This window comes from Paracoccus sp. SM22M-07 (assembly GCF_001887735.1).
In the GTDB taxonomy this organism is placed as follows: domain Bacteria; phylum Pseudomonadota; class Alphaproteobacteria; order Rhodobacterales; family Rhodobacteraceae; genus Paracoccus.
Genome location: NZ_JPKW01000001.1, coordinates 8724 through 31689, shown reverse-complemented (window position 1 = coordinate 31689; position 22966 = coordinate 8724). Strand labels below are relative to the sequence as shown.

Here is a 22966-nt window from a genome sequence, read left to right as displayed (position 1 = left end):
GACCAAGACGGATGAGCGGATGGACGAATCCTTTCCAGCCAGCGATCCGCCGGGCACCTACTGAGGGAGATCCGTGCCAAACCTCATATGCGAGGCTTGCAGCAGATCGCAGTGCAGACCTCGCCTTTGGGCCGGCACGCCGGCCTGGAGGGTGGCTTTCCGCATCGGTTTGACCTGAAAATACCTTGGAACAAAGCTGTACCCGGCTGGTTCAGCCGCCTCCATACCATAGGGGAGAGGGTTCCATGGCGAAGAAAATGACGGCGCGGGAGATCTTTGTCGACGGGCTGCGCAACGCCCACGCGATGGAAAAGCAGGCGCTTTCCATCATGCAGCCCCAACTGAACCGGTTGGAACACTATCCCGAAGTATCGGCCTTGCTGGACCGCCACATCCGCGAAACGGAAGAACAGATCAGGCGTCTGGATAAGGTTCTGGACAGCGTCGGGGCGTCGGCGTCTGGTTTCAAGGACGCCGCCCTGTCGTTTTCAGGCAGCTTGGCCGCGGTCGGACACACCATGGCACGCGATGAAATCCTCAAGAACACATTTGCCAACCATGCGTTCGAAAATTTCGAGATCGCCGTCTATCTGTCCCTGATCACAGGCGCTGATCTGTGCGGGGCGGGGAATTCTGCGATTCTGTTGCAGCAGAGCCTGGACGAGGAACGCCGCATGGCCGCTGCATTGCATGACAGCATTGATGCCGTGACGCGCCGATATGCCGAGCTGGCCGCATCGGATCAGCGCGCTGACATCTGAAGGACTCATCATGGACAGTAACCGCTCCGAAGTCGTGATCATCGGTGCAGGCTTTGCCGGGCTGGAGGTGGCCAAGCAGCTGGGCAGTGCGGGCATCGCCACCACCATCATCGACCGCCGCAACCACCATCTGTTCCAGCCGCTGTTGTATCAGGTCGCCACCGCGGCTTTGTCGGCTACCGATGTGGCGGTGCCGATCCGCAGGATCCTGCGCCGCCACGCCTCGGTCAAGGTGATTTATGATGAGGTTTTCCGGATAGATGCCGTCGCACAGCGGATTGATCTGTGCAGCGGTGATACGATCGGCTTTCGCCATCTGGTCTTGGCCAGCGGGGCGACCCATGGCTATTTTGGCCATGACGAATGGGCGCAATGGGCTCCGGGACTAAAGACGATAGAAGACGCTCGCCATATTCGGTCACAACTGTTGCTGACGTTCGAGCAAGCGGAACGTACCACCGATCCCGCCGAACGTCAGCGCCTGATGACCATCGCCATAATCGGCGGCGGTCCCACGGGCGTCGAGCTGGCAGGCGCCATCGCCGAGTTGAGCCGCCATACCTTGTTGCACGATTTCCGCAGCATCGATCCCGCAAGCACCCGCGTCATGCTAGTAGAAGCCGGGCCAAGATTGTTGTCAGGCTTTAGCGAAGAAATGTCGGCCTATGCCGTTGACCGCCTGACGCGGCTTGGCGTCACAGTGCGTCATGGAGAGGCGGTCGAGGATATCGGCCCCGACACAATCACCATTGCGGGGACTTGCCAGCCTGTGGGTGTCGTGATCTGGGCTGCGGGCGTCACGGCCTCGCCACTGGCGCGTCAGATCGGCGCGACGGATGCAGCAGGCCGCATTCGGGTCGATCCGACGTTGCAGGTCCAAGGCCATCCCGGCATCTTTGCGATCGGCGATGTGGCCGCCTGCGCTGGCGATGATGGTCGCCTACTGCCCGGCCTGGCCCAAGTGGCCCGTCAGCAAGGCATCCATCTGGGGCGGGCTCTGGTCGCCCAGATCAATGACAGTGCGCCTTTGCCGGCGTTTCTGTATCAGGGTCGTGGCAACACAGCCATCGTCGGTCGCCATGCGGCAGTATTCGAACAAGGGCGCTTCAAGATAAAAGGGTGGTTGGCATGGCTGTCCTGGGCGATAATTCATGTCTATCTGCTGATCGGCTTTCAGAAGCGGTTCCTTGTCTCGGTGCAGTGGTTGTGGCGGTATATGACCTATGAACGGGGCGCGCGGCTGATCGCAGTGGACAATGCGCCATCGCACCGGGCCACTCAGCCCATGTCAGACACGCATCCTGCAAAGGCAGATTCATCCTGACACAATAGCGGGTCTGCCGGTTACGGCGACTGACGGGCTGATCCATCCTGCTGTCATCATCATGATGCTGCGTGGGCGGACTGCCCAAGAGGAACCAGCAGCTATGTCCCGCCCCCGAAAGGAGGCCGAAAAGATCGTAAAAGATGGGGATGACCAGCTTGAACGCTTACCAGTGCGCCAACCTATTGAGAATGCACCCGATGGCATGTTCACATGGGTCGGCGGATGCGGGCCCACCCAAATCGGAATCAACGCCTGATTTGGATGGGTGCGGGTCATATCTGTCGAATAGGGCGTGGTGCCGGTCGGTTGCACCCATCCTGCGTCAATTCGAAACGCGGCCGGCCGGCGGCCGCTTGTCGTCCGCCGCGGCGCCTGGCTCTCCCGTTCCTTGCGAGTGGTCATCCACATGGTTGTGATGCTGTTCGGTCTGGACGTGCCGGCCATCCAAGCCGCGCTGGTCCGAATGGCGCGAGGTATCGCGATTGCTCAGGATCTCGTTATCGGGCAGCTGGTCGACATCAAGAGGGCCCATGGCGCCGCTTCCGTCGCCTTTCCCATGATCCTGTTGGCCGGGACCGAACTTCTTGCTGTTCGCATGTGCCATCTTGTCCTCCGTGTTCAGGCTTTTCAACATTGGGGCGTTGCAACCGCCCGGTCCGGCGAATGTTCCCGCGCAACAGTTTTTTGGTCAAAGTCGGATCTGCCGTGCCCTGAAATAATGCACGCGGGCAGGAACACTTGCGGCAGTTCCCGGTTCAGCGTCCCAGCTGTCAAAGGGGCAAGGCCCCGGATCATCATGGCAAAGAGAGGTTCTCATGGTTCAGCACAGGTCCGATCTTCAAGTGCGCGACAAGGTTGTCGTTATTACCGGTGCCTCCAGCGGCATCGGGCAGGCGACGGCAGAACTGTTTGCGCGCAATGGTGCCCGGCTTGTTCTGGCCGCACGCGACGAGGCGGCACTGCAGACTGTCGTTGAAGGATGCAGGCAGATGGGCGGACAGGCGGTGGCAGTGCCCGTGGACGTCACCGATGCCGAGCGGGTCGAAAGGCTTGCCGATGCGGCATTGGCCAAGCACGGTCAGATCGATGTCTGGATCGCCAATGTTGGCGTCGGCGCGGTCGGCCTATTTCATGAGGTTCCGCTGACGGCCCATGCACAAGTTCTGCGCACCAATCTTTTGGGGCGCTTGAACGAAGCGCATGCAGTCTTGCCTGTGTTTCTCAAGCAGGGGCGGGGCATCTTCATCAACATGATCTCGGTTGGCGGTTTTTCTGCAGTGCCCTATGCCACCGCCTACAGCGCCAGCAAGTTCGGCCTGCGCGGGTTCTCCGAGGCATTGCGGGGCGAACTGATGAACCATCCGCACATCCACGTCTGCGATGTTTATCCGTCGTTCGTCGATACACCGGGGATCGGTCACGGAGCCAACTACACTGGTCGAAAATTAACAGTCCCGCCGCCCATCCTGGATGCCCGCAGGGTGGCACAGGCCATCTTGCGGCTGACCCTAAGGCCGCGGCCGACGACCATGCTGGGCGTCCCGACGGTGGCGTTGCGCCTGATACACGCGATTTCGCCACAGGTGACGGTGAAGGCGACGGGGAGGGTCCTGCGACGGTATTTCGCACGCGCCCAGCCTATTCCCCGCAGCAACGGAAACATTTTTCACCCCCCTGCCAAACCGGGAGGCATCGACGGTGGCCTACGGTCGCCGGGACCGTCTGTCCGGGTCACTGCGGGGGTGATGATGCTGAGCCTTGGAACGCTGGCGTTGATCCTGTCGGCTCGCCGTGATGGTGGCAGCCGCCGTGATCATCGCAGATCCCGATGATCTTAAAAGAATGACGTTATGTCACACGTGGCTATTGGCCGTTTGCGTCACTGAAACCGGTTGTTGGCGATCTGCGGATCGTTGCCAGCGGCCCGCTGCCTGCCCATCATGACGGACCCACGGTCTTTTGCAGCGCTGGTCCGCAGGATGAAGGACGGCGGCGCGCCGGGCAGGCCAGACGGGCTGGTGCAGATCGACATGCCCGGCATCCCCCGCCTTCACGAGATCTGGCTGTTTCATAGCCCAATCATCACACTGATCCCGAACTACCTGATCCAGAAGGTCGGATACGCAAATATTTTTTGGCTGTTGCGCCCGTTGCTGCAGCTGACTGACATTGATGCACTCGGTGACCCTATCTCGCGTTGTCTGCGCGCGAGCTTGCGGCTGAAGGCGCCGCCGGTCTGTCGAGAGGTGCTGTGGCCTGAAGCGCAGTGGCATGAGCAGGTGAACCTTGCACATGGCGTAGGGTCCAGTCCACCGGAAGCGGCCGGTTGTACAAATTGCTGGACTGGCTGTTGCCGGTCCAGCGTTCGGCCAGGCATTTCTGCAGCACGATCCTAGGGCTTTTCCATACGTGATTTGCGGCCCGGTTTGGACGACTGCGACATGGGATCATCCACAGCCTGCTGCGCCTCGTCCGGCATATCCGAAAGGCCGCCTTCCTCTTCGGTGATGATATGCCCGTCGGCCTGACCCGGATCAGGGATATCACCTTGGGGCGATGCCATCACGTCCGCCAGATCTTCCTGCATGTCCGTGCCCTGCGTCTCGCCCTCTTGGCTCAGCTGTTGCTCGGCCTGCCGCCAGTGTTCGGCATCCTGTCCGTCGGGACAACCCGCTGCCTCCCATATCTGGTGGGCACGTTGGCGGATCTGTTCGTTTCTGTCCATTTCTGTCTCCTTTGATGAGAAGCCGGCATTTGGCCTGCGTCATACGGTGTGTATGCGGACGCCACGGCCCGCCGTGCAGGGATTGGCCTATCTGTTTTGCTGATGGCCCTGATGGGTCGTGTTCTGTCGGATGTTTTCCTGTCGCCCCTGCTGGTCCCCATTTTCCTGTCGAGGATCAGGCTGGGCCAAAACGGGCGCAAAATTGTCCCTGCCGGTGGTAGCGGGACCTTTGTCGCTGCGGTTTTCGGGTGGGACGGGTGGCGGGCGTTTGGTCATGACCTCCTCCTTTGTGGTGGTCACCGCTGAACCTGCTCAGGCCGCCGATGTTCCCGCCCTCAGGGACGTTTTCCGCCTAGGTCTGCCCGCAGTCGTAAAAGCCGCGATAGCCGATGGTCAGGCCATGTTCCAACCGGAAGACCAGTTCCGCATCGGCGCGCCAACTGGCATCGTTGCCAAGCGGCCGGATGTCGACCCTTATCCCCTGCGCAGCAAAGGTCATGGCGCTGTCGGCTTCACCACTTGAACCCAGTGACAGCAACACGCCGTTCAGCTTCATCGTTGCGCGGTCGCTATCCTGCGGGGTCCACAGGATCGGGTCGCCTTCTGCCGTGCGGCGGAAGGCGCATTCAGGGTCCTTCCCAAGGATCTGTTCGGCCTCGGATTGTGTCACAGTGGCCGGATCAAGTTGCGATATCAGTGTATTGGACAAGGCATCCTGAACCGTACCCGCTTTCGCGGGCGGGTCCTGATGGACCGCGTCCGCAGTGCCCGCATCCGCGATCAGATAGCGCATCTCGGCGATTTCGCGTTGCTGGGCGTCGCGGATTTCCATGGCCAGCTTCTTCACGCGCGGATCCTCGATCCCCGCCCGTTCCGAGGTCATGATTGCAATGGAATGATGCGGGATCATCGCCCCCATGTAGCTGACCCCCGATATGGTGGTCTGGCTGCGCACCAGCCACAGCGATCCCGCAAAGACGATTGCCGCGCCCGCGAAAATGACGATGTTCAGCCGCGTTTTCTCATACATCCCCAGCATGAAGGCCAGCATGACGATGGCCATCACCGCGCCCATCATGATGGCCATGTAGACCCGCGTTTCGGAAAAGAAGACATGCTCGGACGCGTAGGTGTTCAGATACATCAGGCCGAACATCACGATAGTCGAGGTAGCGATCATCAGAGCGAAACGGGCATAGGACATTGGGGGCTCCCTTTTTCGATGCGGCCTCGTGCGAACGGTTAGAGGTCACCGTGCCATCGTGCGGCGCAGGGGTGCGAGGCGTCGGACTCTCCGGGCAGATTTTTGCCTGCCCGGAGGCCCGTGGGCATTACCCCCCCGTCGCCTCGAACAGCTGGCCAGTAGAATAGCTGGATTCGGCGCTGGCCAGCAGCACGTAAAGCGGCGCGATCTCGACCGGCTGGCCGGGACGGCCGATGGCGGTCGTGGACCCGAATTCGGGTATCGCGTCGGCGGGCTGTCCGCCGACGACCTGCAGCGGTGTCCAGAACGGGCCGGGCGCGATGGCGTTGACGCGGATCCCGCGAGAGGCCAGCTGCTTGGCCAGCACCTGCGCATAGATCACGTTGGCGGCCTTGGTCTGGGAATAATCGAACAGGTTCTCGGGCGGCTGCTGGGCCACGACCGAGGCGGTGATGATGATCGACGCGCCCTCGTTCAGATGCGGCAGGGCGGCCTTGGTGATGCGGAAGGGCGCATAGACGTTGGTCTTCATCGTCTGGTCGAACTGCTCTTCCGAGATATCCTCGATCGAGGGCGACGATTGCTGATAGCCCGCATTGTTGACCAGGATGTCCAGCCCGCCCAGTTCGTCCACCGCCTGCTGCACAAGTTGCTGGCAGAAATCGGCATCGGTGATGTCGCCCGGGATGGCCACGGCGCGGCGGCCCGCCTCTTCGATCAGCGCTATGACTTGCTGGGCGTCCTCTTCCTCGTCGGGCAGGTAGTTGATCGCCACATCCGCCCCCTCGCGGGCGAACGCGATGGCGGCGGCGCGGCCGATGCCGCTGTCACCCCCGGTGATCAAGGCGCGACGCCCCTGCAGCTTGTTTGCGCCGCGATAGCTGTCTTCGCCATGATCAGGGACCGGATCCATCCGACTTGCAAGACCTGGCCAGTCCTGCTGCTGTTTGGGAAAGGGTGGTTCGGGATAGGCCGTCTGAGGATCGCGCATCCGGGTCAGTGGCGCGGCGTCGTTGCCCGATTGCTGCGCCTGCGCTGCGCCTGCAAGACCGGCAGCTGCGACACCACCGGCAATGCCGCCCATCATCCTGCGCCGGTCGGGGTTTTGGGGAAGATCGTCGGACATGAAGGTTCCTTTCATGATTCGTGGGGGTTCGGCCTGTCACGGAAGTCAAATCAGCGCGGCATTCCCGGCCCCGCAACCGTTCGGGCGGGCATATGTTCCCGCCGGACCGGCATAGAGGGGTGTGGGGCGCAATAGTGCACGGGTGCCTGAATGCTGGAACAAACAGCGTCATTACCTGTTCGTGGCACCGTCGCCGCGTTGCAGACCCCAATCTTCGGCCCGCATGGCGACAGGGCCGGAACGGTGGAGGACAGCCATGCCCCGGAGCAGGGAGACCGATGAACGCACGGATACACCGCATTACGACCGCCCCTCGGGTGGTTGGGGATCGATGCGTGGAATTGGCAAAATTCTGAAAGATCAGAAGCCCTCGGCGGGGGCGATCCGAACACTTATGAGGCAGAACAAGCCGGGCGGGCATATGTGTACGTCCTGCGCCTGGACGAAACCCAAGGTGCCGCATCCGTTCGAATTCTGTGAGAATGGCGCAAAGGCCACCATCTGGGATTTGACGACTGACCGCTGCACACCTGATTTTTTTGCCGCACATCCGGTGTCCGAGTTGCGCAAATGGTCGGATCACGATCTGGAAAAGGCCGGCCGCCTCACGCGGCCGATGCGCTATGATCCCGCTACTGATCACTATGTCCCCTGTACCTGGGAGGAGGCTTACGCCGCCATCGGCGACAAACTGAGCCAGCTGGAACCGCGGCAAAGTGTCTTTTACACCTCGGGCAAGGCGGCTCTGGAAACGGCATTCCTGTATCAGCTGTTCGCGCGCCTTTATGGGCATAACAACCTGCCTGACAGTTCCAACATGTGTCATGAAACCACCAGCGTCGGGCTGAAGAAAGTCATCGGGTCGTCGGTGGGCACCTGTGTGCTGTCCGATTTCGACCATTGCGACCTGATCCTGTTCTTCGGACAGAACACCGGATCAAACAGCCCGCGTTTCCTGCACAAGCTTCAGCAAACGGTCGAGCGGGGCGGCAGGATCATCACTTTCAACCCGGTGCGCGAACGCGGGCTGGTGGAATTCACCAACCCGCAGCGTCCGACGCAGATGACCGTGACGAAGCCCACGCCCATCTCTGAGATGTATCTGCAGGTCCGACCCGGCGGCGACATTGCGGCGCTGGCCGGGATCTGCAAGCATGTGATGGAGCTGGACCGCGCCCAGGGGGGCATCGTAGATCGGGAATTCGTCGAACGGCACACGACCGGCCTGACCGATCTGGAAACGCGACTGCAGGCCATGACATGGTCTGAAATCGAGGCCACATCCGGCCTGACCCGCGCTGCACTGGAGGAGGTAGCCGTGGCCTATGCCTCGGCCCGGCGGGTCATTGGCATCTATGGTATGGGGCTGACGCAGCATGTCCACGGTTGGCTCAGCATCGGGATGCTGGTCAACCTTCTGTTGCTGGGCGGACATATTGGGCGCGAGGGGACTGGCATCTCGCCCGTACGCGGTCATTCGAACGTGCAGGGGCAGCGCACCGTAGGCATCAGCGAAAAGCCGAAGCTGGTGCCGTTGGACAGATTGGAACAGCTGTTCAACTTTACGGCCCCACGGGACGAAGGTCTGAACACCACCGCCGCGGCCGAAGCGATCCTGAATGGCTCCATCCGCGCCTTTGTCAGTCTAGGCGGCAATTTCGCCCGCGCGATCCCCGATCAGGGGCGCACCGATCCGGCATGGGCCAAGCTGGATCTGAATGTCCAGATCGCGACACGGTTGAACCGGTCACATACGCTGGTGGGCAACAGCGCGTGGCTGCTGCCCTGCCTTGTCCGCGCCGAGGAGGACCGGCAGGCCAGCGGCCCGCAGGCCGTCTCGATGGAAGACAGCCTCAGCATGATCCACGGGTCGGCGGGACGGCGCAAACCCGCCGCGCCCGACATCCGGTCCGAGGTGGCAATCATCGCCGGCATCGCCAAGGCGACCTTGGCCCCGAACCCGAATGTCAGATGGGATGAATGGACCGGGGATTACAGCCAGATCCGTGACCTGATCGAGGCTACCTGGCCGGATAGGTTCAAGGATTTTAATGAAAACCTGTTCACGCCGGGCGGTTTCTTCAAAGGCAACGCTGCCCGCGAGCGCCAGTGGAAGACCAACAGCGGGAAAGCGGAGTTCACCACCCCGGACGTGCTGACCGCCTTGGGGCAGACGCCGCAGGATGACCAGTTAACGCTGATTACGCTGCGTTCGAACGACCAGTTCAACACCACGATCTATGGATTCAGCGACCGCCTGCGCGGGCTAGAGGGATCGCGCGACATCCTGCTGATCAACCCCGAGGAAATGGCCCGCCGGGGCCTGACCGAAGGTCAGATCGTGACGGTCGAAGGCGCCTACGACGATGGCCATACCCGCCGTGTAAAGGGCCTGAAGATCACCGCATATGACCTGCCCGATACCTGCGTCGCCGCCTATTACCCCGAGGCCAACCCCTTGGTTCCGCTGGCCTATCGCGACCAGCTGTCCGGAACCCCGGCCGCCAAAGGGGTGCCCGTGCGTATCAGGGGATGACCCGACGACGCGGCGGGCGCGATCAGTCCTGTGACTGGGCGGACCACGGCATCTGTGCTGGCATGATATCGTATAGATAGGCGGCCATATCGCTCGCGGCCTGACGCGTGACGCCCAGATCCGGCATGGCGGTCCGCGGATTGACAGCCTGCGGATCCATAATCCAGCGCACCATGTTTTCTGGCGTGTTCGGCAGCACGCCCGCGACATAGCGGCGATTGCCCGCCTGCCCAAGCGGCGGGCCGACATGCACCCTCGGTTGCCCGACAATGCCCGGAATGACGTGGCAGGACCGACAGGCATATTGCTGCATCGCCTGACGGCCCCGTCCCGGATCGGGGGCTTGCAACGGCTTGGCCGGGGCGGGTTCGGGGGGTGTCCCGTCCAGCAGCGCGTGATATTCGGCTGGCGAGAGGGACGGCAGCGCCTCGACCAAGGCGGTCACGTCCCACATCTGGTCTTCGGTCATGCGGCTTTGCCATGCGGGCATACCGCTCATCTTCAAACCTTTGCTGACAAAGCGATAGATTTCCTGTGGGGGACGGTGTTTGGCCATGTCCACAGGGTTGGGCGGCACTGGCAGCATGGCCAGCGCGAAATCCTTGGGCGGCAGGCCGGGGGCGCCGTGACAGCGAGCGCAGTTGTTTTGGTACAGTGCCGCCGTTTCCGGCGTAGCGCGAGGGGCGAATCCTTCGGGCATATCAACGTCGCGCGCGTCCCATGCGATGACCGTGTCGCGCCCAAGGGCGATCAGGCGATAGACCCATGCCGGATGCTGTCGCGTTGCGCTGAGGTCATAGAACTCACCCAGCACAAACACGCCCATTCCTGTCATGGCGACGGTGGCGATGGCTGTGGTGACCAGCTTCAACACAATGTTCATGGTGCGCCTCCACGATCCAGCAGATAGGCGGCGATCAGTTGGGCATTGGTCGTGGTGACACCCAGATCAGGCATGGCGGTAGGTGGGTTCATCCGTTTTGGATCATGGATGAACGCCGCCAGCATCGTGGGCGTGTTCGGCAGAACACCCGCGACATAGGCTTTGCGGCCCTGGTCCGCCAGCGACGGGCCGGTATTTCCCTGCGGTGCGGGCATGTCTGGAACGACATGGCACGAACCACAACCATGCTGGCGGATCAAGTCTCTTGCCTGCTCAGTCTCGACCCTGGACAGATGACCGGCGGGTTGGCAAAAACCCAAGCTGAGCAGGAACATTAGGGACATCTTCATCACGAATTCCTTTGAAGGCGGCGTTCGGTCTCGGCCAGCAAGCGGGCCATCAGCGCGACGCCGGTGCCAATGAAGATCGCGCAGCAGGGCACCCACATGATCAGCCCGCCCAGCTGCTGATCCTGAAGCCGGTCCAGCCCCCATGCGCCACCCTGATAGGCCGGATACCAGATCACCTGCGATGTGGTCAGCAACGCTGCCAGGGCGCAGGATTGCACGGCTGTCGCGAAAACCGCCATAAAGGCCCCCGCGTGTCCTTCGGCCCGCGGGCGGGACAGGACGGCGTGCCAGAACAGCATCGCGGCGCCCAGAAAGCTGAAATGCTGCGCCGCGTGGACCGCATCACTGCGCAGGGCGGCCTGATGCAGCGGCGGCAGGTGCCAGCCCCACAGCACCACGAAATAGATGATCCATGCGCCAAGCGGGTGGACCAGCGCCTGCCACGCCCTTGATACGACCACGCGCGCGCCGCCCGCACGCCAGCGGCGGGGCAGGGCCCACAGCGCCGCAATGCCCGGTCGCCCCAGCACCATCAGCGGGGCCGCGATCAGCATCAAGGCGAAATGCTGGATCATATGCGCACTAAGCAGCAGCGTGGTCAGATGCGACAGCCGCGACAGCAGCAGCCCCGCCGCCAGCGCGATCCCTATTGCGAACAGCGCCAGATGCAGCATCCTGACACCGCGCCCGCGCCCGGCGGCGGACCACAATCGCAGGGCACCCGCCAGATACAGGCCGACAGCGGCTAACAGCGGCACCAGCACCAGCGGGTCCGACCCCGTATCATCGGGATGCGCCAGGGCTGAGGTCGGGATAAGCATCAGCAGGATGGCAAAAAACTTCATCTCAGACTCCGGTGCAAAGTTCGATCCAGAAGGACCCCGCGTATTCCACCAGGATCCCCCCGCAGGCTGCCGCGCACAGCATGAAGCCGACCAATGCCATCATGTGCAGCCGTTCGGCGCTGCGATGCGGGCGCACGCGGTGGCCGCGCCGCAGGGCGTGCAAGGCCGCGCCAAAGCCCAATGCACACAGGGTCAGCACAAAGACGGTCAGCAAGTGATAGGGCCAGCGCAGGTGTAATTCGCACAGCCAGGGGGCCATGGCATAGCCTCCACCCTGATGCAGGGCCCATGCCATCGGCGCCAGAAACCAGCCGACCCAGGGGGTCAGCGCCTCGCGCCCTTCCTGTTGGGCCTGGATCAGGTCGCCGTCCTGCATGCGGGTTTCGGGTTGGCGGTGGGATTCAGGCTTGCGTGCCATCATATCACCCGGGGAACCCAATAAAGGACCAGATAGATCGGCAGGAACACGGCGGCGACGAAATACCAATACAACGTATCGACCACCACGCCCAACTGCCGTTCCGGCGTGAAATAGCCGCGCCACGCCAGCACCGACACCGCCCCCGTTCCCAGCACCGCCGAGACCACATGCGTGTAGTGAAACCCCGTGATCGTCCACAGGACCGAGCCATAGGCGTGGTCATCCCAATCGATATCCAGCTGCGTGAATTGGACCGAACGCGCGGCCAGCGCCAGCACCGCGATGACGACGCTGGCCGTCACGCCGATGGCCAGTTGTCGCTTGTTGCCGGCATCCGACCCCTTGCCCGCCCACCACATCGTCCAGCTGCTGACCGGCAGCAGGAACAGCACCACCGTGGGCCAGAACAGATTCGGCGGATCAACGCCTGTGGGGGGCCATGCGGGCGATTGCAGGGCCAGATAGAAATAGCTGGTCAGCAGGGTAGCGACCACCGCCGCCTCGATCGCGACGGCACCAAGAACGCCCCACCACAGCGGATGATGATGCGGGTCGAAGCGCGGCTGGACGGATGCGTCGACGGTCACGCGCACATGCATGCTTACTCCTTTCCATAAGGGTGGCGGGGCCAGAACCACAGGACGAAGGTGACGAAGGCTGCGATGATGCCGATCATATAGAACCACGGGCTGAAGATCAGCCCGATGAAGCCGACAGACGCCGCCAGCGCCGACACGAAGGGCCAGGGCGTAGGGCCGGGCAGGATCTGCACCATGGCGGGGCGGGCATCCAACAGGGTGGTCACCAGCGTCTCGCGCTGGTCGTCGGCAAGGCCGCCCACGACCTGACGCTCATCGTCACGCTGCCAGTCCCAGATGGGGGTATGGCTGTCGATGACTGGCGGCTGCGGAAAGTTGCAGTTCAGGGGCGGCGAGGCCGTGGCCCATTCCAGCGTGGTCGCGTTCCAAGGATTGTCGCCCGCGACCGCGCCCCGGAACACACTGCGGATCACGTTGATCAGCGTCAGACCGAAACCTGCTGCCAAAACGAAGGAGCCTGCGGTCGCCATCTGGTTCAGGACCTGCCAGCCCATCTCGGGGACATAGGTGTAGACGCGGCGGGGCATCCCCTCCATTCCCAGTTGGTGCATGGGAAAGAAGGTTACGTTGAATCCGACGAAAACCAGCAGACAGCTGTAGCGGCCAAGGCTTTCGGACATCATCCTGCCAGTCAGCTTGGGGAACCAGTAATACAGCCCCGCCATCAGCGGAAAGACCGCACCGCCGACCAGCACATAGTGGAAATGCGCGACCACGAAATAACTGTCATGCACCTGTCGGTCGAACGGGACCGAGGCGACCATCACCCCGGTCAGCCCCCCGGCGACAAAGACCGCGAAAAAGCTGATCACGAACAGCATGGGCGTAGCAAAGCGGATTTTGGCTCCCCACATCGTCGCGATCCAGCAATAGATTTGCACACCTGACGGGATCGCGATCATAGAGGATGCCGCCATGAAAAAGCTGCGCCCCATCAGCGGCAGGCCGGTCGTGTACATGTGGTGCACCCACAGGCCGAACGACACCATGCCGATGCCCACTATCGCCAGCACCAGCGCGGTATATCCAAAAACCGGCCGATGGGTGAAGGTTACGATGATCGTCGTGACGATGCCTAGCGCGGGGACCAGGATGATATAGACTTCGGGGTGGCCGAAGAACCAAAACAAATGCTGCCACAAGAGGGGCGATCCTCCGCCCGCCGTGACGAAGAACTGCGTGTCCACCAGCCGATCCATCATCAGCAGCGCCGATGCCACGATCACCGATGGCATTGCGAACAGCATCATGAATGACATCACCAGCACCGCCCAGACAAAGATGGGCATCCGGTTCAGCGACATGCCGGGCGCGCGCAGCTTGAAGATCGTGACGATCAGCTCGACCGCGGCGGTCAGGGCCGAAACCTCGATGAAGGTGATCATCGTGGTCCAGATATCGACACCGTATCCCGGCGCGAATTCCTTGTTCGACAGCGGCACGTAATTGAACCAGCCCGCATTTGGCGCCATACCGAACAATAAGGACAGAAAGAACGCCGTCCCTCCGATCAGATAAACGTAATAGCCAAAGGCGTTCAGGCGCGGAAATGCCATGTCGCGCGCCCCGATCATCAGCGGCGCGATATAGATCGCGATGCCCTCCATCGCGGGAATGGCGAACAGGAACATCATCGCTGTGCCGTGGACGGTCATGAACTGGTTGTATTGTTCCGGCGTCAGCAGATCGTTCAACGGCACCAGCAGCTGTAACCGCATTGCCAGCCCCAGCAGCCCCGCCAACAGGAAGAAGAAGAAGGACGTGACGATGAACCGCCGCCCGATCGTCGTGTGATTGACGGGCATGAACCACCCCCAGAACCCCTTGGGGGATGCCCAAGTTCGTTCGATCCGGACCAGCCGTTCGCGGGCTTCATCGTCGCGGCGTTCGCGCAAGTCGATCTCTCGGCTCATTTCAAGGCCTCCAGATAATCCAGCAGGGCATCCAGATCATCGGGTTCGGGTGAATAGGAAGGCATCAGCGCACCCGGCTTGACCTGCTGCACACCGGTGATCCAACCGCCCAGATTGCCGCGCGTATTGGGCAAAGTCGCCGCCGCGATTGTCTGTCGCGATGCCAGATGCGTCAGGTCGGGGCCGTTGCGCCCCTGCGCCGCCGTACCACGGACTCGGTGGCAGTCACCGCAGCCCAAGCGTTGGAATACCTGCTGGCCGGGACCTTGCGGGACCACCGCATCCGCCGCCTGAGCCGTCAGCCAGGCGTCGAATTGCGGTTCGGGTTGTGCTTCGACGAAGAAGCCCATCAAAGCGTGCTGCAACCCGCAGAACTCGGCGCATTGCCCGCGCCAGCGGCCCACCGTATCGGGTTCGGCGAAAAGCGTGTTGACCTTGCCGGGGATCATATCCGTCTTGCCCTGCAGGTTCGGCGCCCAAAAGCTGTGAATGACATTGTCCGAGATCAGTCGGAACCGCGCCCGCTTGCCCACCGGCAGATGCAATTCATTGGCAGTAACCGCCCGAACCGAGCCATCATCATTCAGATATCGAAATTCCCACCACCATTGCCTGGCGTGAACCTCGATCACCGGGCCGTCCGCGCCGCCCGGCCCCTCGGTCTCGTCGCCGATCATGACGCCAGAGAGGCTGAGACCGATGATTGCCGCGATAGGCGCGATGACGCCGCAGGTCACGACCATGAAGGTTGCCGTCCGGGACGACAGTGGCCGGGCCGTGCGCCCGTGGCGCAGCGCGGCGCCCGTCAGCATCAGCCCGATCGTAACGGTAAAGATGAAGGCCGCCAGCGCGAACATCCACCATGCCAGTTCCGCGACCATCCGGGCATCCCGGCTAGCCGGGACCAAGATCGCTTGGATCCCCCCGCATCCCGACAAAGACAGCGGAAACAGGCCCGCGCTGAGACGCCGAAGATGACGCCTCGATTGGTGCATGCCGACGATCAAGCGGGTTCCAGTTCGACCTTGATCCACCCGCTTTGGCGGCGGTCAAAGGCCTTGTATGCCTCGATGGCACCGGTCATCGGTTCAGTGTGGGTCAGAATCGCGACCGGATCGATCGCCCCTGTCCGCACCAGATCGACCAGATGCGGTCCATAGCGGCGATGGGGGCAATTCCCCATCTTGATCGTCAGGTTCTTGTTCATCGCCATACCGATGGGAAAGCTTTGCATCGTCGGCGGATAGACCCCGATGATCGACAGCGTGCCCGCCTTGGCAAGCGCCGCTACCGCCCATTCCAGCGCTTGGCCCGGGGCATCGCCCGGGTGCCAGTTGTCACCTTGGGGGTTCTGTTCGGGGGCGACCTGGTCGACCTGCGCCTGATAGGTTTCGGCTTTCTCGTCGGCCTTCTGTGTGGCGGGGCCATGATGGGCATGTTCGGCATCCACACCCACAGCGTCGATGACACGGTCCACGCCGATCCCGCCGGTCAGGGCCACGATGGTCTCGACCGGGTCCTCCTTGTCGAAGTTCACGCATTCCGCGCCTTGGCGCCGCGCCATGGCCAGTCGGTCCTCACGGTGGTCGACTGCGATCACGCGACCCGCTCCCATCATCCGAGCCGAGGCAATGGCGAACTGGCCCACCGGACCGCAGCCAAAGACCGCCACCGTATCACCTTCGGCGATCTCGGCCGCGTCCGCGCCGAAATAGCCGGTCGGAAAGATGTCCGATATCATGATGGCCTGTTCGTCTGAAACCTGGTCGGGCAACTTGACCAAGGTGGTCGCGGCATAGGGGATGCGCGCCCGTTCGGCCTGCAAGCCGTGGAAAGGCCCCGTCGGCCCCGGCCCGCCGAAGAACGATGTCCCCGCCCGGTTGCCATGCGGGTTCGCAACATCGCATTGCGAATGATAGCCCGCCCGGCAATAGGAACAGGACCCGCAGGCAATCGTCGACATGACCACCACACGGTCGCCCTTCTGCAGGTTGCGCACCATCGAACCCAGCTCCTCCACCACGCCGACGGCCTCGTGCCCCAGGATCGTGCCCGGCTCCATTCCGGAAAAGGTGCCGCGGACCATGTGTAGGTCAGTGCCGCAGATAGCCGCTGCAGTGATGCGGATCACGGCGTCCGTCGGCTGTTCGATCCGGGGGTCGGCGACGTCATCCATTCGGATATCGCCCACAGCGTGAAATACGACCGCTTTCATGATTGGCCTCCTTGGCGCCTGCTGAGATCTGGGGCCGCTAACCGGCGGCGCTGCCCGTTGTTCCAGGCGTCCTGGTACGAATCATGCCGGAACATCATCCGTCACTGCAGGTTAGGGCAGCTCGCCGGACTGTGCAGCAGAACGGTATTCGCAAATGCCCAGGTGTCTTCATGAACGATTTCAATGCCATCGTCGCCCTTCTGGGGGGCGTGACCATGCTGCTGGGCCTGACATCGAACTGGCTGTCGCGCAGCCCGTTTCCGCCCACGTTTCTGGCCGTGCTGATCGGCATCGTCGTCGGACCACATATGCTGGGCCTGATCGATCTGGATGCGATGGGCGATCGCGCGCAAATGATGGAGAAGGCGGCGCGTCTGACCTTGGGCATCGGATTGGTCGGGGTCGCATTGCGTGTCCCTGCCGTCTATCCGCGACGCGCTTGGCGCCAAATGGTGATGCTGATCGGCGCAGGGATGGTTCTGATGTGGGTGATCGGCACGCTGCTGACATGGCTGATCCTAGGACTGCCGTTTTGGTTGGCCGCCCTCATCGGAGCGATCGTTGCGCCGACTGATCCCGTCGCAGCCAGTCCGATTGTGACAGGCAAGGAGGCCGAACAGAACATCCCTGACCGGATCCGCCATGCCATATCATTCGAGTCGGGTGCCAATGACGGGCTGGGCTACTTGTTTGTGTTCCTGCCGTTTCTGATTTTGACGAGACCCGTGGACGAGGCCATCCAGCATTGGTTTGCAAAATCTATTCTCTGGGATGTCGGGATCGCGACCTTGGTCGGACTTGCAGTTGGTTTCAGTGCAGGCAGACTGTTGCAGGCCTCCGAACGCCGTCAGGCGATCACATCAGAGTGGCGTCTTGTCTATACGGTTGCATTGGGTCTGTTTGCGATCGGCCTGGGCCGGCTCATTGACAGCGACGAGGTGTTGCTGGTGTTTGCTGCCGGGGCGATGTTCACGCAGGTTGTCGCCCGGCCAGACCGCCAGAATGAGGAGCACGGACAGGAAGCGATCAATCGTTTTTTCGCAATTCCGATCTTCGTGCTGTTCGGAACGGCCCTCCCGTGGCTCGCGTGGATCGATCTGGGATGGTGCGGCATCCTGCTTGTCGTAAGTCTGCTTTTGTTGCGACGGCCGCCGGTGATGCTGATCCTTTATCCCCATCTTCCAGAAGTCCGCACTGTTTCTGAGATGATGTTCATGGGATGGTTCGGACCGGTTGCGGTGGCTGCAATCTATTATGCATCGTTGATGGAGCACCGCATGAATGCACCGGTCATCTGGCATGTTATCAGTCTGGTCGTCTTCGGGTCCGTCGTGGCGCATGGCATGACTGGCGCCGCGTTGACCCGCGCCTTGGGCCGGAAGGACCGCGCAGGCTAGATGAATCCTGCGGCGTGGAACATCTGGGGAAGACGAAGGTTCAGGCGCCGCAATTACGTGGTCGCCACCGGAGTACAGCATATGCCTGACATTAACGCCGCCTCGCTGAAAGCCTTTGGTCTGAACTGCTCCCTCCGTTCATCGGCTTCGGATCAGGAAAGCTCGACCGACAAGTTGATCGGTGACTTCTTCACCGCACTTCGCCCCTACGGTGTCACTGCAACGATTGAACGCGCCGCCGATTATGACGTCAAACCAGGCGTTTTGCGCGATATGGGGCCGGGTGATGCCTGGCCGTCGCTGCTTGCGGAGATAATGGAGGCGGACATCTTCGTCCTGGGTACGCCGATCTGGCTGGGCCAACCCTCCAGTATCGCCAAGCGTGTTTTGGAACGTCTGGATTCTTTCTTGTCTGAAACGGATGACCGGAACCGGATGCCGGCCGCCGGCAAGGTCGCTTTGGTCGCGGTTGTCGGAAACGAGGATGGCGCCCATGCCTGCCACGCGGCCTGCTTTCAGGCGCTGAATGATGTCGGTTTCACCATCCCCGCAAATGCAGGGCTGTATTGGGTTGGCGAAGCCATGCAATCGGTCGATTACGTAGATTTGGACCATATTCCAGATGCGATCGCGACCACATTGCAGTCCGCAGCATCGAATTCCGCGCATCTGGCAAAACTGCTGAAACATCAGGGTTTTCCTGGCGTGGCCGAATAAATGGGGCATTGCCACGACTGGTTCCGGTAAACATCGGGCCCATTTCTGCATGGCAGGATGGGTTCGTTGTCGCCCCTCTTCACGACGATCGAAAACTTTGGAACATACCGCCTAGCTCCCGGTTCGGGCGATTGGCGCGAAGCGTCCAGGGTGACGCGGACGCCGTGGTTCAGATGCTGAGGCTGCTCAGCAAAGTTGTTCAAAGGAGAAAAAGATGCCTTTCAAGAAATCTGCCATTCTAGCCTGCATCGGAGTTCTGTCGGCAACCGTCGTCACAGCACAGGCTCCTGCCTCCGATCCCGCGACAACCGATCCGGCAATGACCGATCCAGCTATGACTGAACGTGGCATGATGGGCAGCAGCGGTGTCGCTAGCCCGGAAAACCGCGAGGCAATGGTCAGCGCCGACGATCTGATCGGTGCCAACATCTATTCGATCAACGAAGGCTATGACGAAAGCAGCTGGAACCAGACCCGCAGCTATGGCGCAGTCGAGGCGGGCTGGGAAGATATCGGCGAGATCGACGATATCCTGATGTCACGTGACGGTCGTATGGTGGGACTGGCTGTCGAAACGGGCGGATGGCTTGATATCGGTGATGACACCGTTGTCGTCTCGCTTGAGGATGTTCGGATCGTTTCCGAGAATGCAACCCATTCGGTGGTCACCCGCATGAGCCAGGAGCAGCTGGAGGCCAAGCCGGAACTGGATGACAGCTGGTGGACGGACTGACCATCGCGGGACACATGAGGCAGAGTGCGATCCCATGTGTCCCGCCCCCGATCTGGCTGCAGCGGGACTTTTCAACTCCTGCCAATCAGACGTAGGTGCTTGAAAACAGTCTTTCTTTACCGCAGCCATGTGTACCTTCAACGCACGGATCCAAGTTCTGCGTTCCACTCTTCTTCAGGCAGCAGACTTCGAGTTTTTCGCGCCCCAAGATGACCATGGCGTCCGAAACAAATGCTGCACGGTCCAGGAACATATTGCCGTACCACCGATTAAGGGCAGGTCTTATGACGAAGGAGGACATGACATGAGACTTCAAACGAAGATCGCAGCCATGAGCGCCGTTTGCGCACTCTACGCCGGGGGCGCGTTGGCGCAGTCCCAAGGTGGCGAAAGCACAGGACACATGGGTGACATGGATGCAGATCAGGTCACATGCGCCGATATTACGGTCATGGATACCCAGTTGATTCCGGGCGCTCTGTACTTTGTCGCCGGGTATGGTGAAGGCAGTCGGGCGGCGTCCGGGGACGACGCTTCTGCCAGCCAATCCGAGATGGCACAAGGGGGTGGATCTGAAGCAGGCTCTGCATCGGAGCCGGAAACGGGCACCACGACTGAAACATCAACGACCGGATCGGCGGGTGGCACAATGTCTTCCGACAGCGGATCATCAACCGAACCCGCCTCTGGTGCCGAAAGCGGTAATGGGGCGGACACAGGCATGGCCCATCAGTCCGCTGCGCCAAACGACACCACGTCAGGCGGGAACACGGATGCTGATATGGCCGCCGGGTCCGGCGAAGATGCAGGAATGGGTGGCGATCAGCCTTCAGTCGTCCGGGTCACCGGCCTGTTTGAGATCCCCGTCGAAGATGTCGTGACCTTCTGCGGCGAGAATCAGGACATGACAGTGTCGGACGCCGTCCAGCAGCACCGGAACAACGGCGGCAGCGGCGAATCCACGAACTGAGGTCATACCCTGAACGGCGGCGCGGCAAATGCTTCGCCGCCGTTGCGGGCCGGGCGGGAACATGCATCAGGGGTTCTGTCGCAAATTGTGCGTCGAGACGTAGGATGTCGATGACTGCCTCGACTTCAGGCGGTAATCTGACAGAACTGCTGAAATGGGCGCAGCTCTGGTCTGAACTGCCCTTTGCGGATCATGTTGACCAGTTCGATCCCGGCGATGGTTGACGCGGCTGACTTGAAGCTCTTGAAGCCGAGCATTGGTCTCACCCGGCGCTTGATGTAGCGGTGGTCCTGCTCGACAAGACTGTGGAGATACTTGATCCGCACCATCTCGATCGGGACCGGGCATCCGAAACGCTTCAACATCCGGTTGATGTCCTTGATGCCTTCGGTGTTGGCTGCACTCTTGTCGATGACAATTTTGCGGGGCAGGCCGTTTACCTCCATTGCGCGGGCAAAGAACTTGATCGCCGCGGTCTCGTTGGGGCGCTCCGAGAGCATGAGGTCCAGCGTCTTCCCGAACTTGTCGACGGCGCGGTAAAGATAGACCCAATGGTCTTTTACTTTGATGTAGGTCTCGTCCATGCGCCAGGATCTGTCAGTCGGACGCTTGCAGCGGCGCGCATCTTCCGCGACCTGACCCGCGTACCGCCCCACCCACCGGTTGAGTGTGGCATGGTCAACCGTGACACCCCGCTCGGCCATGATCTCCTCAAGGTCGCGGTAGGACACCCCGTAGCGCAGGTAAAAAAAGACCGCATGCAGGATCACGTCCTTGGGAAGTGGGCACCTTTGAATGATACACTCATTGCTCACTCCTCATCAAAACGGCCGACTTCACACCATTCTATCCTTCCAGCTTGGATCTCACAAAAAATTTGCGACAGATCCGCTTTCGAGTATCTCCTTCGTGTCGAGAGCGCTGATCTCTCAGAATACAAGCGCTTTCACACGGAGGTCTTGGGCACCCAATCCCATGTCCGTGCGATCACATCCTACATTGTGATGGGATCACCTAAGGATGAACGCGCCAGATGATCTTAACGTGCGAGCCAGTGTAGCTCATGGATTTGTATACAGGCGCTGCCAAATGTTGCGGAAGGGCTCTTCGGGACAATATGACGCTTCGCGCGACGGCCGGGAGCGTCCGACCCGCCCTATCGGCCCAAAGCGGCCGCCAGACGCTTGAAAGATGCTGCCTGGCAGCTTCCTGAGACCGGAAGTTCGTGCCTGGCGCGGCGCGATTGACCAGGCAGGGTCCGCTTTGGGGACGGTGCGGGCATTCGCTGAAGATGTTTGAGCCTTGCCGCGCCTGCGGATGCCTTGGCGCGCCGGGCGTAAAGTAGATTAGTTTAGATAGAGAGGCTCAGAAGGCGTAGCGCAGGCCGGCGAGCAGGTCGAAGGTCTCAAACTTGCCATCGAAGTTGTCCCCACCCGGGCCGTCGAACCTGCCCGTCTCGGTCTGGAACCAGCGTCCCTCGGCGTAGAGACTGGCGTTGGGGTTCAGTTCGTAGTCAACGCCACCGATCAGCTGGTAGGCCAGCAACGTATCAGCGTCGTAATTCTGGCCGGGGACGCTCGTCTCCACGTTGACCCCGCCAATGCCGCCGCCGAAATAGGGCCGGATCGCCCCGGTCGCGACCATGCCGTCGAACATGTATATCGCGTTGAACATGAAAGCGTTGGCAGAGGTGTCGCCGTCCGCACTGGCGCTTTCGTCATCCTCATCACGGTCCGTGATGGCGGCATCGGCGCTGCGGTAGGCGTATTCGATCTCCATCGAGATATTCGGCGTGAAGGCCGCGCCGACCGCGACGCCCAGAGCATACCCGGTCTCGTAGTCGAAACTGGGGCGGGCGATCTGCTCACCGTCCTCCCTGAGGGTGGCTTCAAAGTTCGACGGCCAGGTCGCGCCTCCGAAACCTTTGACGTAAATATCTCCCTGCGAAAGCATCTGACCGGACGCCATCCCCGCACCCCCCGCCAGCGCCGCGATCGCCACTGCTGTAGTCAAAGGAGCGTGTTTCATTCCCTTTCCCTCTTTTTTACCCAGACTTATTTTAAGTTACGTCAGGGCGATCAATTTGTAAGCGATTCTTCGGGCGCGGGGAATTGAAACAGAGAAATCCTTTGGTTTGGGCCCCACGGGTTGCCGCAGCATTAGCCTGCATCTTCCGAAAAACGGTTGTTTCTTGGGGTTCAGCAGCTAGAGGTTGAGCGCAGGACAGATAGCGACGGCCGCAAT

General features: G+C 61.4%; 22 protein-coding genes and 2 pseudogenes. 10 read left to right on the top strand and 14 right to left on the bottom strand.

Features of this window, described 5'->3' with window-relative positions:
* Positions 1-185: 185 nt before the first annotated feature.
* Both IE00_RS00160 and IE00_RS00155 read left to right on the top strand, forming a co-directional pair.
* Positions 186-761 carry a ferritin-like domain-containing protein gene (locus tag IE00_RS00160; RefSeq protein ID WP_240493750.1) on the top strand — a complete coding sequence of 192 codons (576 nt, stop codon included), beginning with the start codon at positions 186-188 and terminating at the stop codon, positions 759-761.
* Positions 721-2085: an NAD(P)/FAD-dependent oxidoreductase gene (locus tag IE00_RS00155; RefSeq protein ID WP_083553927.1), complete on the top strand. Its 1365-nt coding sequence runs from the start codon at positions 721-723 to the stop codon at positions 2083-2085. Before IE00_RS00160 ends, IE00_RS00155 begins: the two co-directional genes overlap by 41 nt.
* A 325-nt stretch (positions 2086-2410) precedes the next feature.
* Here the strand turns inward: IE00_RS00155 and IE00_RS00150 are convergent, their stop codons facing one another.
* The gene (locus IE00_RS00150; RefSeq protein WP_072295598.1) at positions 2411-2692 is read right to left on the bottom strand and encodes a hypothetical protein; all 282 of its coding nucleotides are present in this window, start codon (positions 2690-2692) and stop codon (positions 2411-2413) included.
* 211 nt (positions 2693-2903) lie between these two features.
* Between IE00_RS00150 and IE00_RS00145 the strand changes: the two genes are divergently transcribed.
* Positions 2904-3920: an SDR family oxidoreductase gene (locus IE00_RS00145; protein ID WP_072295052.1), complete on the top strand. Its 1017-nt coding sequence runs from the start codon at positions 2904-2906 to the stop codon at positions 3918-3920.
* Between the two features lie 63 nt (positions 3921-3983).
* A complete protein-coding gene (locus IE00_RS19620) occupies positions 3984-4484 on the top strand; it encodes a hypothetical protein (protein WP_205949635.1) in 501 nt (166 codons plus the stop codon).
* Here IE00_RS19620 and IE00_RS00140 read toward each other — a convergent pair.
* From IE00_RS00140 to IE00_RS00125, 3 genes are all read right to left on the bottom strand, one after another.
* Positions 4481-4813 carry a DUF2934 domain-containing protein gene (locus IE00_RS00140; RefSeq protein WP_072295051.1) on the bottom strand — a complete coding sequence of 111 codons (333 nt, stop codon included), beginning with the start codon at positions 4811-4813 and terminating at the stop codon, positions 4481-4483. The genes IE00_RS19620 and IE00_RS00140 overlap by 4 nt on opposite strands.
* Positions 4814-5165: 352 nt before the next feature.
* A complete protein-coding gene (locus tag IE00_RS00130) occupies positions 5166-6017 on the bottom strand; it encodes a DUF305 domain-containing protein (protein WP_072295049.1) in 852 nt (283 codons plus the stop codon).
* A gap of 127 nt (positions 6018-6144) precedes the next feature.
* A complete protein-coding gene (locus tag IE00_RS00125) occupies positions 6145-7143 on the bottom strand; it encodes an SDR family oxidoreductase (RefSeq protein WP_072295048.1) in 999 nt (332 codons plus the stop codon).
* Between the two features lie 256 nt (positions 7144-7399).
* Between IE00_RS00125 and IE00_RS00120 the strand changes: the two genes are divergently transcribed.
* The gene (locus IE00_RS00120) at positions 7400-9679 is read left to right on the top strand and encodes an FdhF/YdeP family oxidoreductase (protein ID WP_072295047.1); all 2280 of its coding nucleotides are present in this window, start codon (positions 7400-7402) and stop codon (positions 9677-9679) included.
* Positions 9680-9701: 22 nt separating this feature from the next.
* Here IE00_RS00120 and IE00_RS00115 read toward each other — a convergent pair whose 3' ends face one another.
* The 8 genes from IE00_RS00115 to IE00_RS00080 all read right to left on the bottom strand — a co-directional run bounded on the left by IE00_RS00115 (position 9702) and on the right by IE00_RS00080 (position 16905).
* Positions 9702-10562, bottom strand: coding sequence for a c-type cytochrome (locus tag IE00_RS00115; RefSeq protein ID WP_072295046.1), 861 nt, complete (start codon positions 10560-10562; stop codon positions 9702-9704).
* The gene (locus tag IE00_RS19615; protein WP_170864058.1) at positions 10559-10897 is read right to left on the bottom strand and encodes a cytochrome c family protein; all 339 of its coding nucleotides are present in this window, start codon (positions 10895-10897) and stop codon (positions 10559-10561) included. The genes IE00_RS00115 and IE00_RS19615 overlap by 4 nt, the downstream gene beginning before the upstream one ends.
* 14 nt (positions 10898-10911) lie before the next feature.
* On the bottom strand, positions 10912-11757 hold the full coding sequence (locus IE00_RS00105) for a cytochrome c oxidase assembly protein (protein ID WP_072295044.1): 846 nt from the start codon (positions 11755-11757) through the stop codon (positions 10912-10914).
* A gap of 1 nt (position 11758) precedes the next feature.
* Positions 11759-12175: a hypothetical protein gene (locus IE00_RS00100; RefSeq protein WP_072295043.1), complete on the bottom strand. Its 417-nt coding sequence runs from the start codon at positions 12173-12175 to the stop codon at positions 11759-11761.
* Positions 12175-12777, bottom strand: a complete 603-nt coding sequence (locus IE00_RS00095) for a cytochrome c oxidase subunit 3 (RefSeq protein WP_072295042.1) — start codon at positions 12775-12777, stop codon at positions 12175-12177. Before IE00_RS00095 ends, IE00_RS00100 begins: the two co-directional genes overlap by 1 nt.
* Before the next feature lie 2 nt (positions 12778-12779).
* Entirely contained in the window at positions 12780-14690 is a 1911-nt protein-coding gene (ctaD, locus tag IE00_RS00090; RefSeq protein ID WP_072295041.1) for a cytochrome c oxidase subunit I, read from the bottom strand.
* Positions 14687-15571 carry a c-type cytochrome gene (locus IE00_RS00085; RefSeq protein ID WP_170864057.1) on the bottom strand — a complete coding sequence of 295 codons (885 nt, stop codon included), beginning with the start codon at positions 15569-15571 and terminating at the stop codon, positions 14687-14689. Before IE00_RS00085 ends, ctaD begins: the two co-directional genes overlap by 4 nt.
* A 122-nt stretch (positions 15572-15693) precedes the next feature.
* Complete coding sequence (locus IE00_RS00080) at positions 15694-16905, bottom strand: zinc-dependent alcohol dehydrogenase (protein WP_072295040.1); 1212 nt, start codon at positions 16903-16905, stop codon at positions 15694-15696.
* Between the two features lie 170 nt (positions 16906-17075).
* Between IE00_RS00080 and IE00_RS00075 the strand changes: the two genes are divergently transcribed.
* The 4 genes from IE00_RS00075 (at position 17076) to IE00_RS19610 (ending at position 20722) form a co-directional block, all read left to right on the top strand.
* Positions 17076-18302: a cation:proton antiporter gene (locus tag IE00_RS00075; protein WP_072295039.1), complete on the top strand. Its 1227-nt coding sequence runs from the start codon at positions 17076-17078 to the stop codon at positions 18300-18302.
* An 81-nt stretch (positions 18303-18383) separates the two neighbouring features.
* Positions 18384-19019, top strand: a complete 636-nt coding sequence (locus IE00_RS00070; RefSeq protein WP_072295038.1) for a flavodoxin family protein — start codon at positions 18384-18386, stop codon at positions 19017-19019.
* A 214-nt stretch (positions 19020-19233) separates the two neighbouring features.
* Positions 19234-19752 (top strand): PRC-barrel domain-containing protein, encoded by a 519-nt coding sequence (locus IE00_RS00065; protein WP_083553918.1) that lies wholly within the window; start codon positions 19234-19236, stop codon positions 19750-19752.
* 127 nt (positions 19753-19879) lie between these two features.
* Positions 19880-20722 carry an HdeA/HdeB family chaperone gene (locus IE00_RS19610; RefSeq protein ID WP_139291262.1) on the top strand — a complete coding sequence of 281 codons (843 nt, stop codon included), beginning with the start codon at positions 19880-19882 and terminating at the stop codon, positions 20720-20722.
* 125 nt (positions 20723-20847) lie between these two features.
* On the opposite strand, the pseudogene IE00_RS00055 reads toward IE00_RS19610, so the two are convergent.
* Positions 20848-21530 (bottom strand): annotated as a pseudogene (locus IE00_RS00055) (IS6 family transposase).
* A gap of 82 nt (positions 21531-21612) precedes the next feature.
* Between IE00_RS00055 and IE00_RS20480 the strand changes: the two are divergent.
* Positions 21613-21759: pseudogene (locus IE00_RS20480) on the top strand (Lrp/AsnC ligand binding domain-containing protein); the annotation flags it as partial.
* Positions 21760-22087: 328 nt separating this feature from the next.
* On the opposite strand, the gene IE00_RS00045 reads toward IE00_RS20480, so the two are convergent.
* Positions 22088-22750, bottom strand: a complete 663-nt coding sequence (locus IE00_RS00045; RefSeq protein WP_072295035.1) for an outer membrane protein — start codon at positions 22748-22750, stop codon at positions 22088-22090.
* Positions 22751-22966 lie beyond the last annotated feature (216 nt).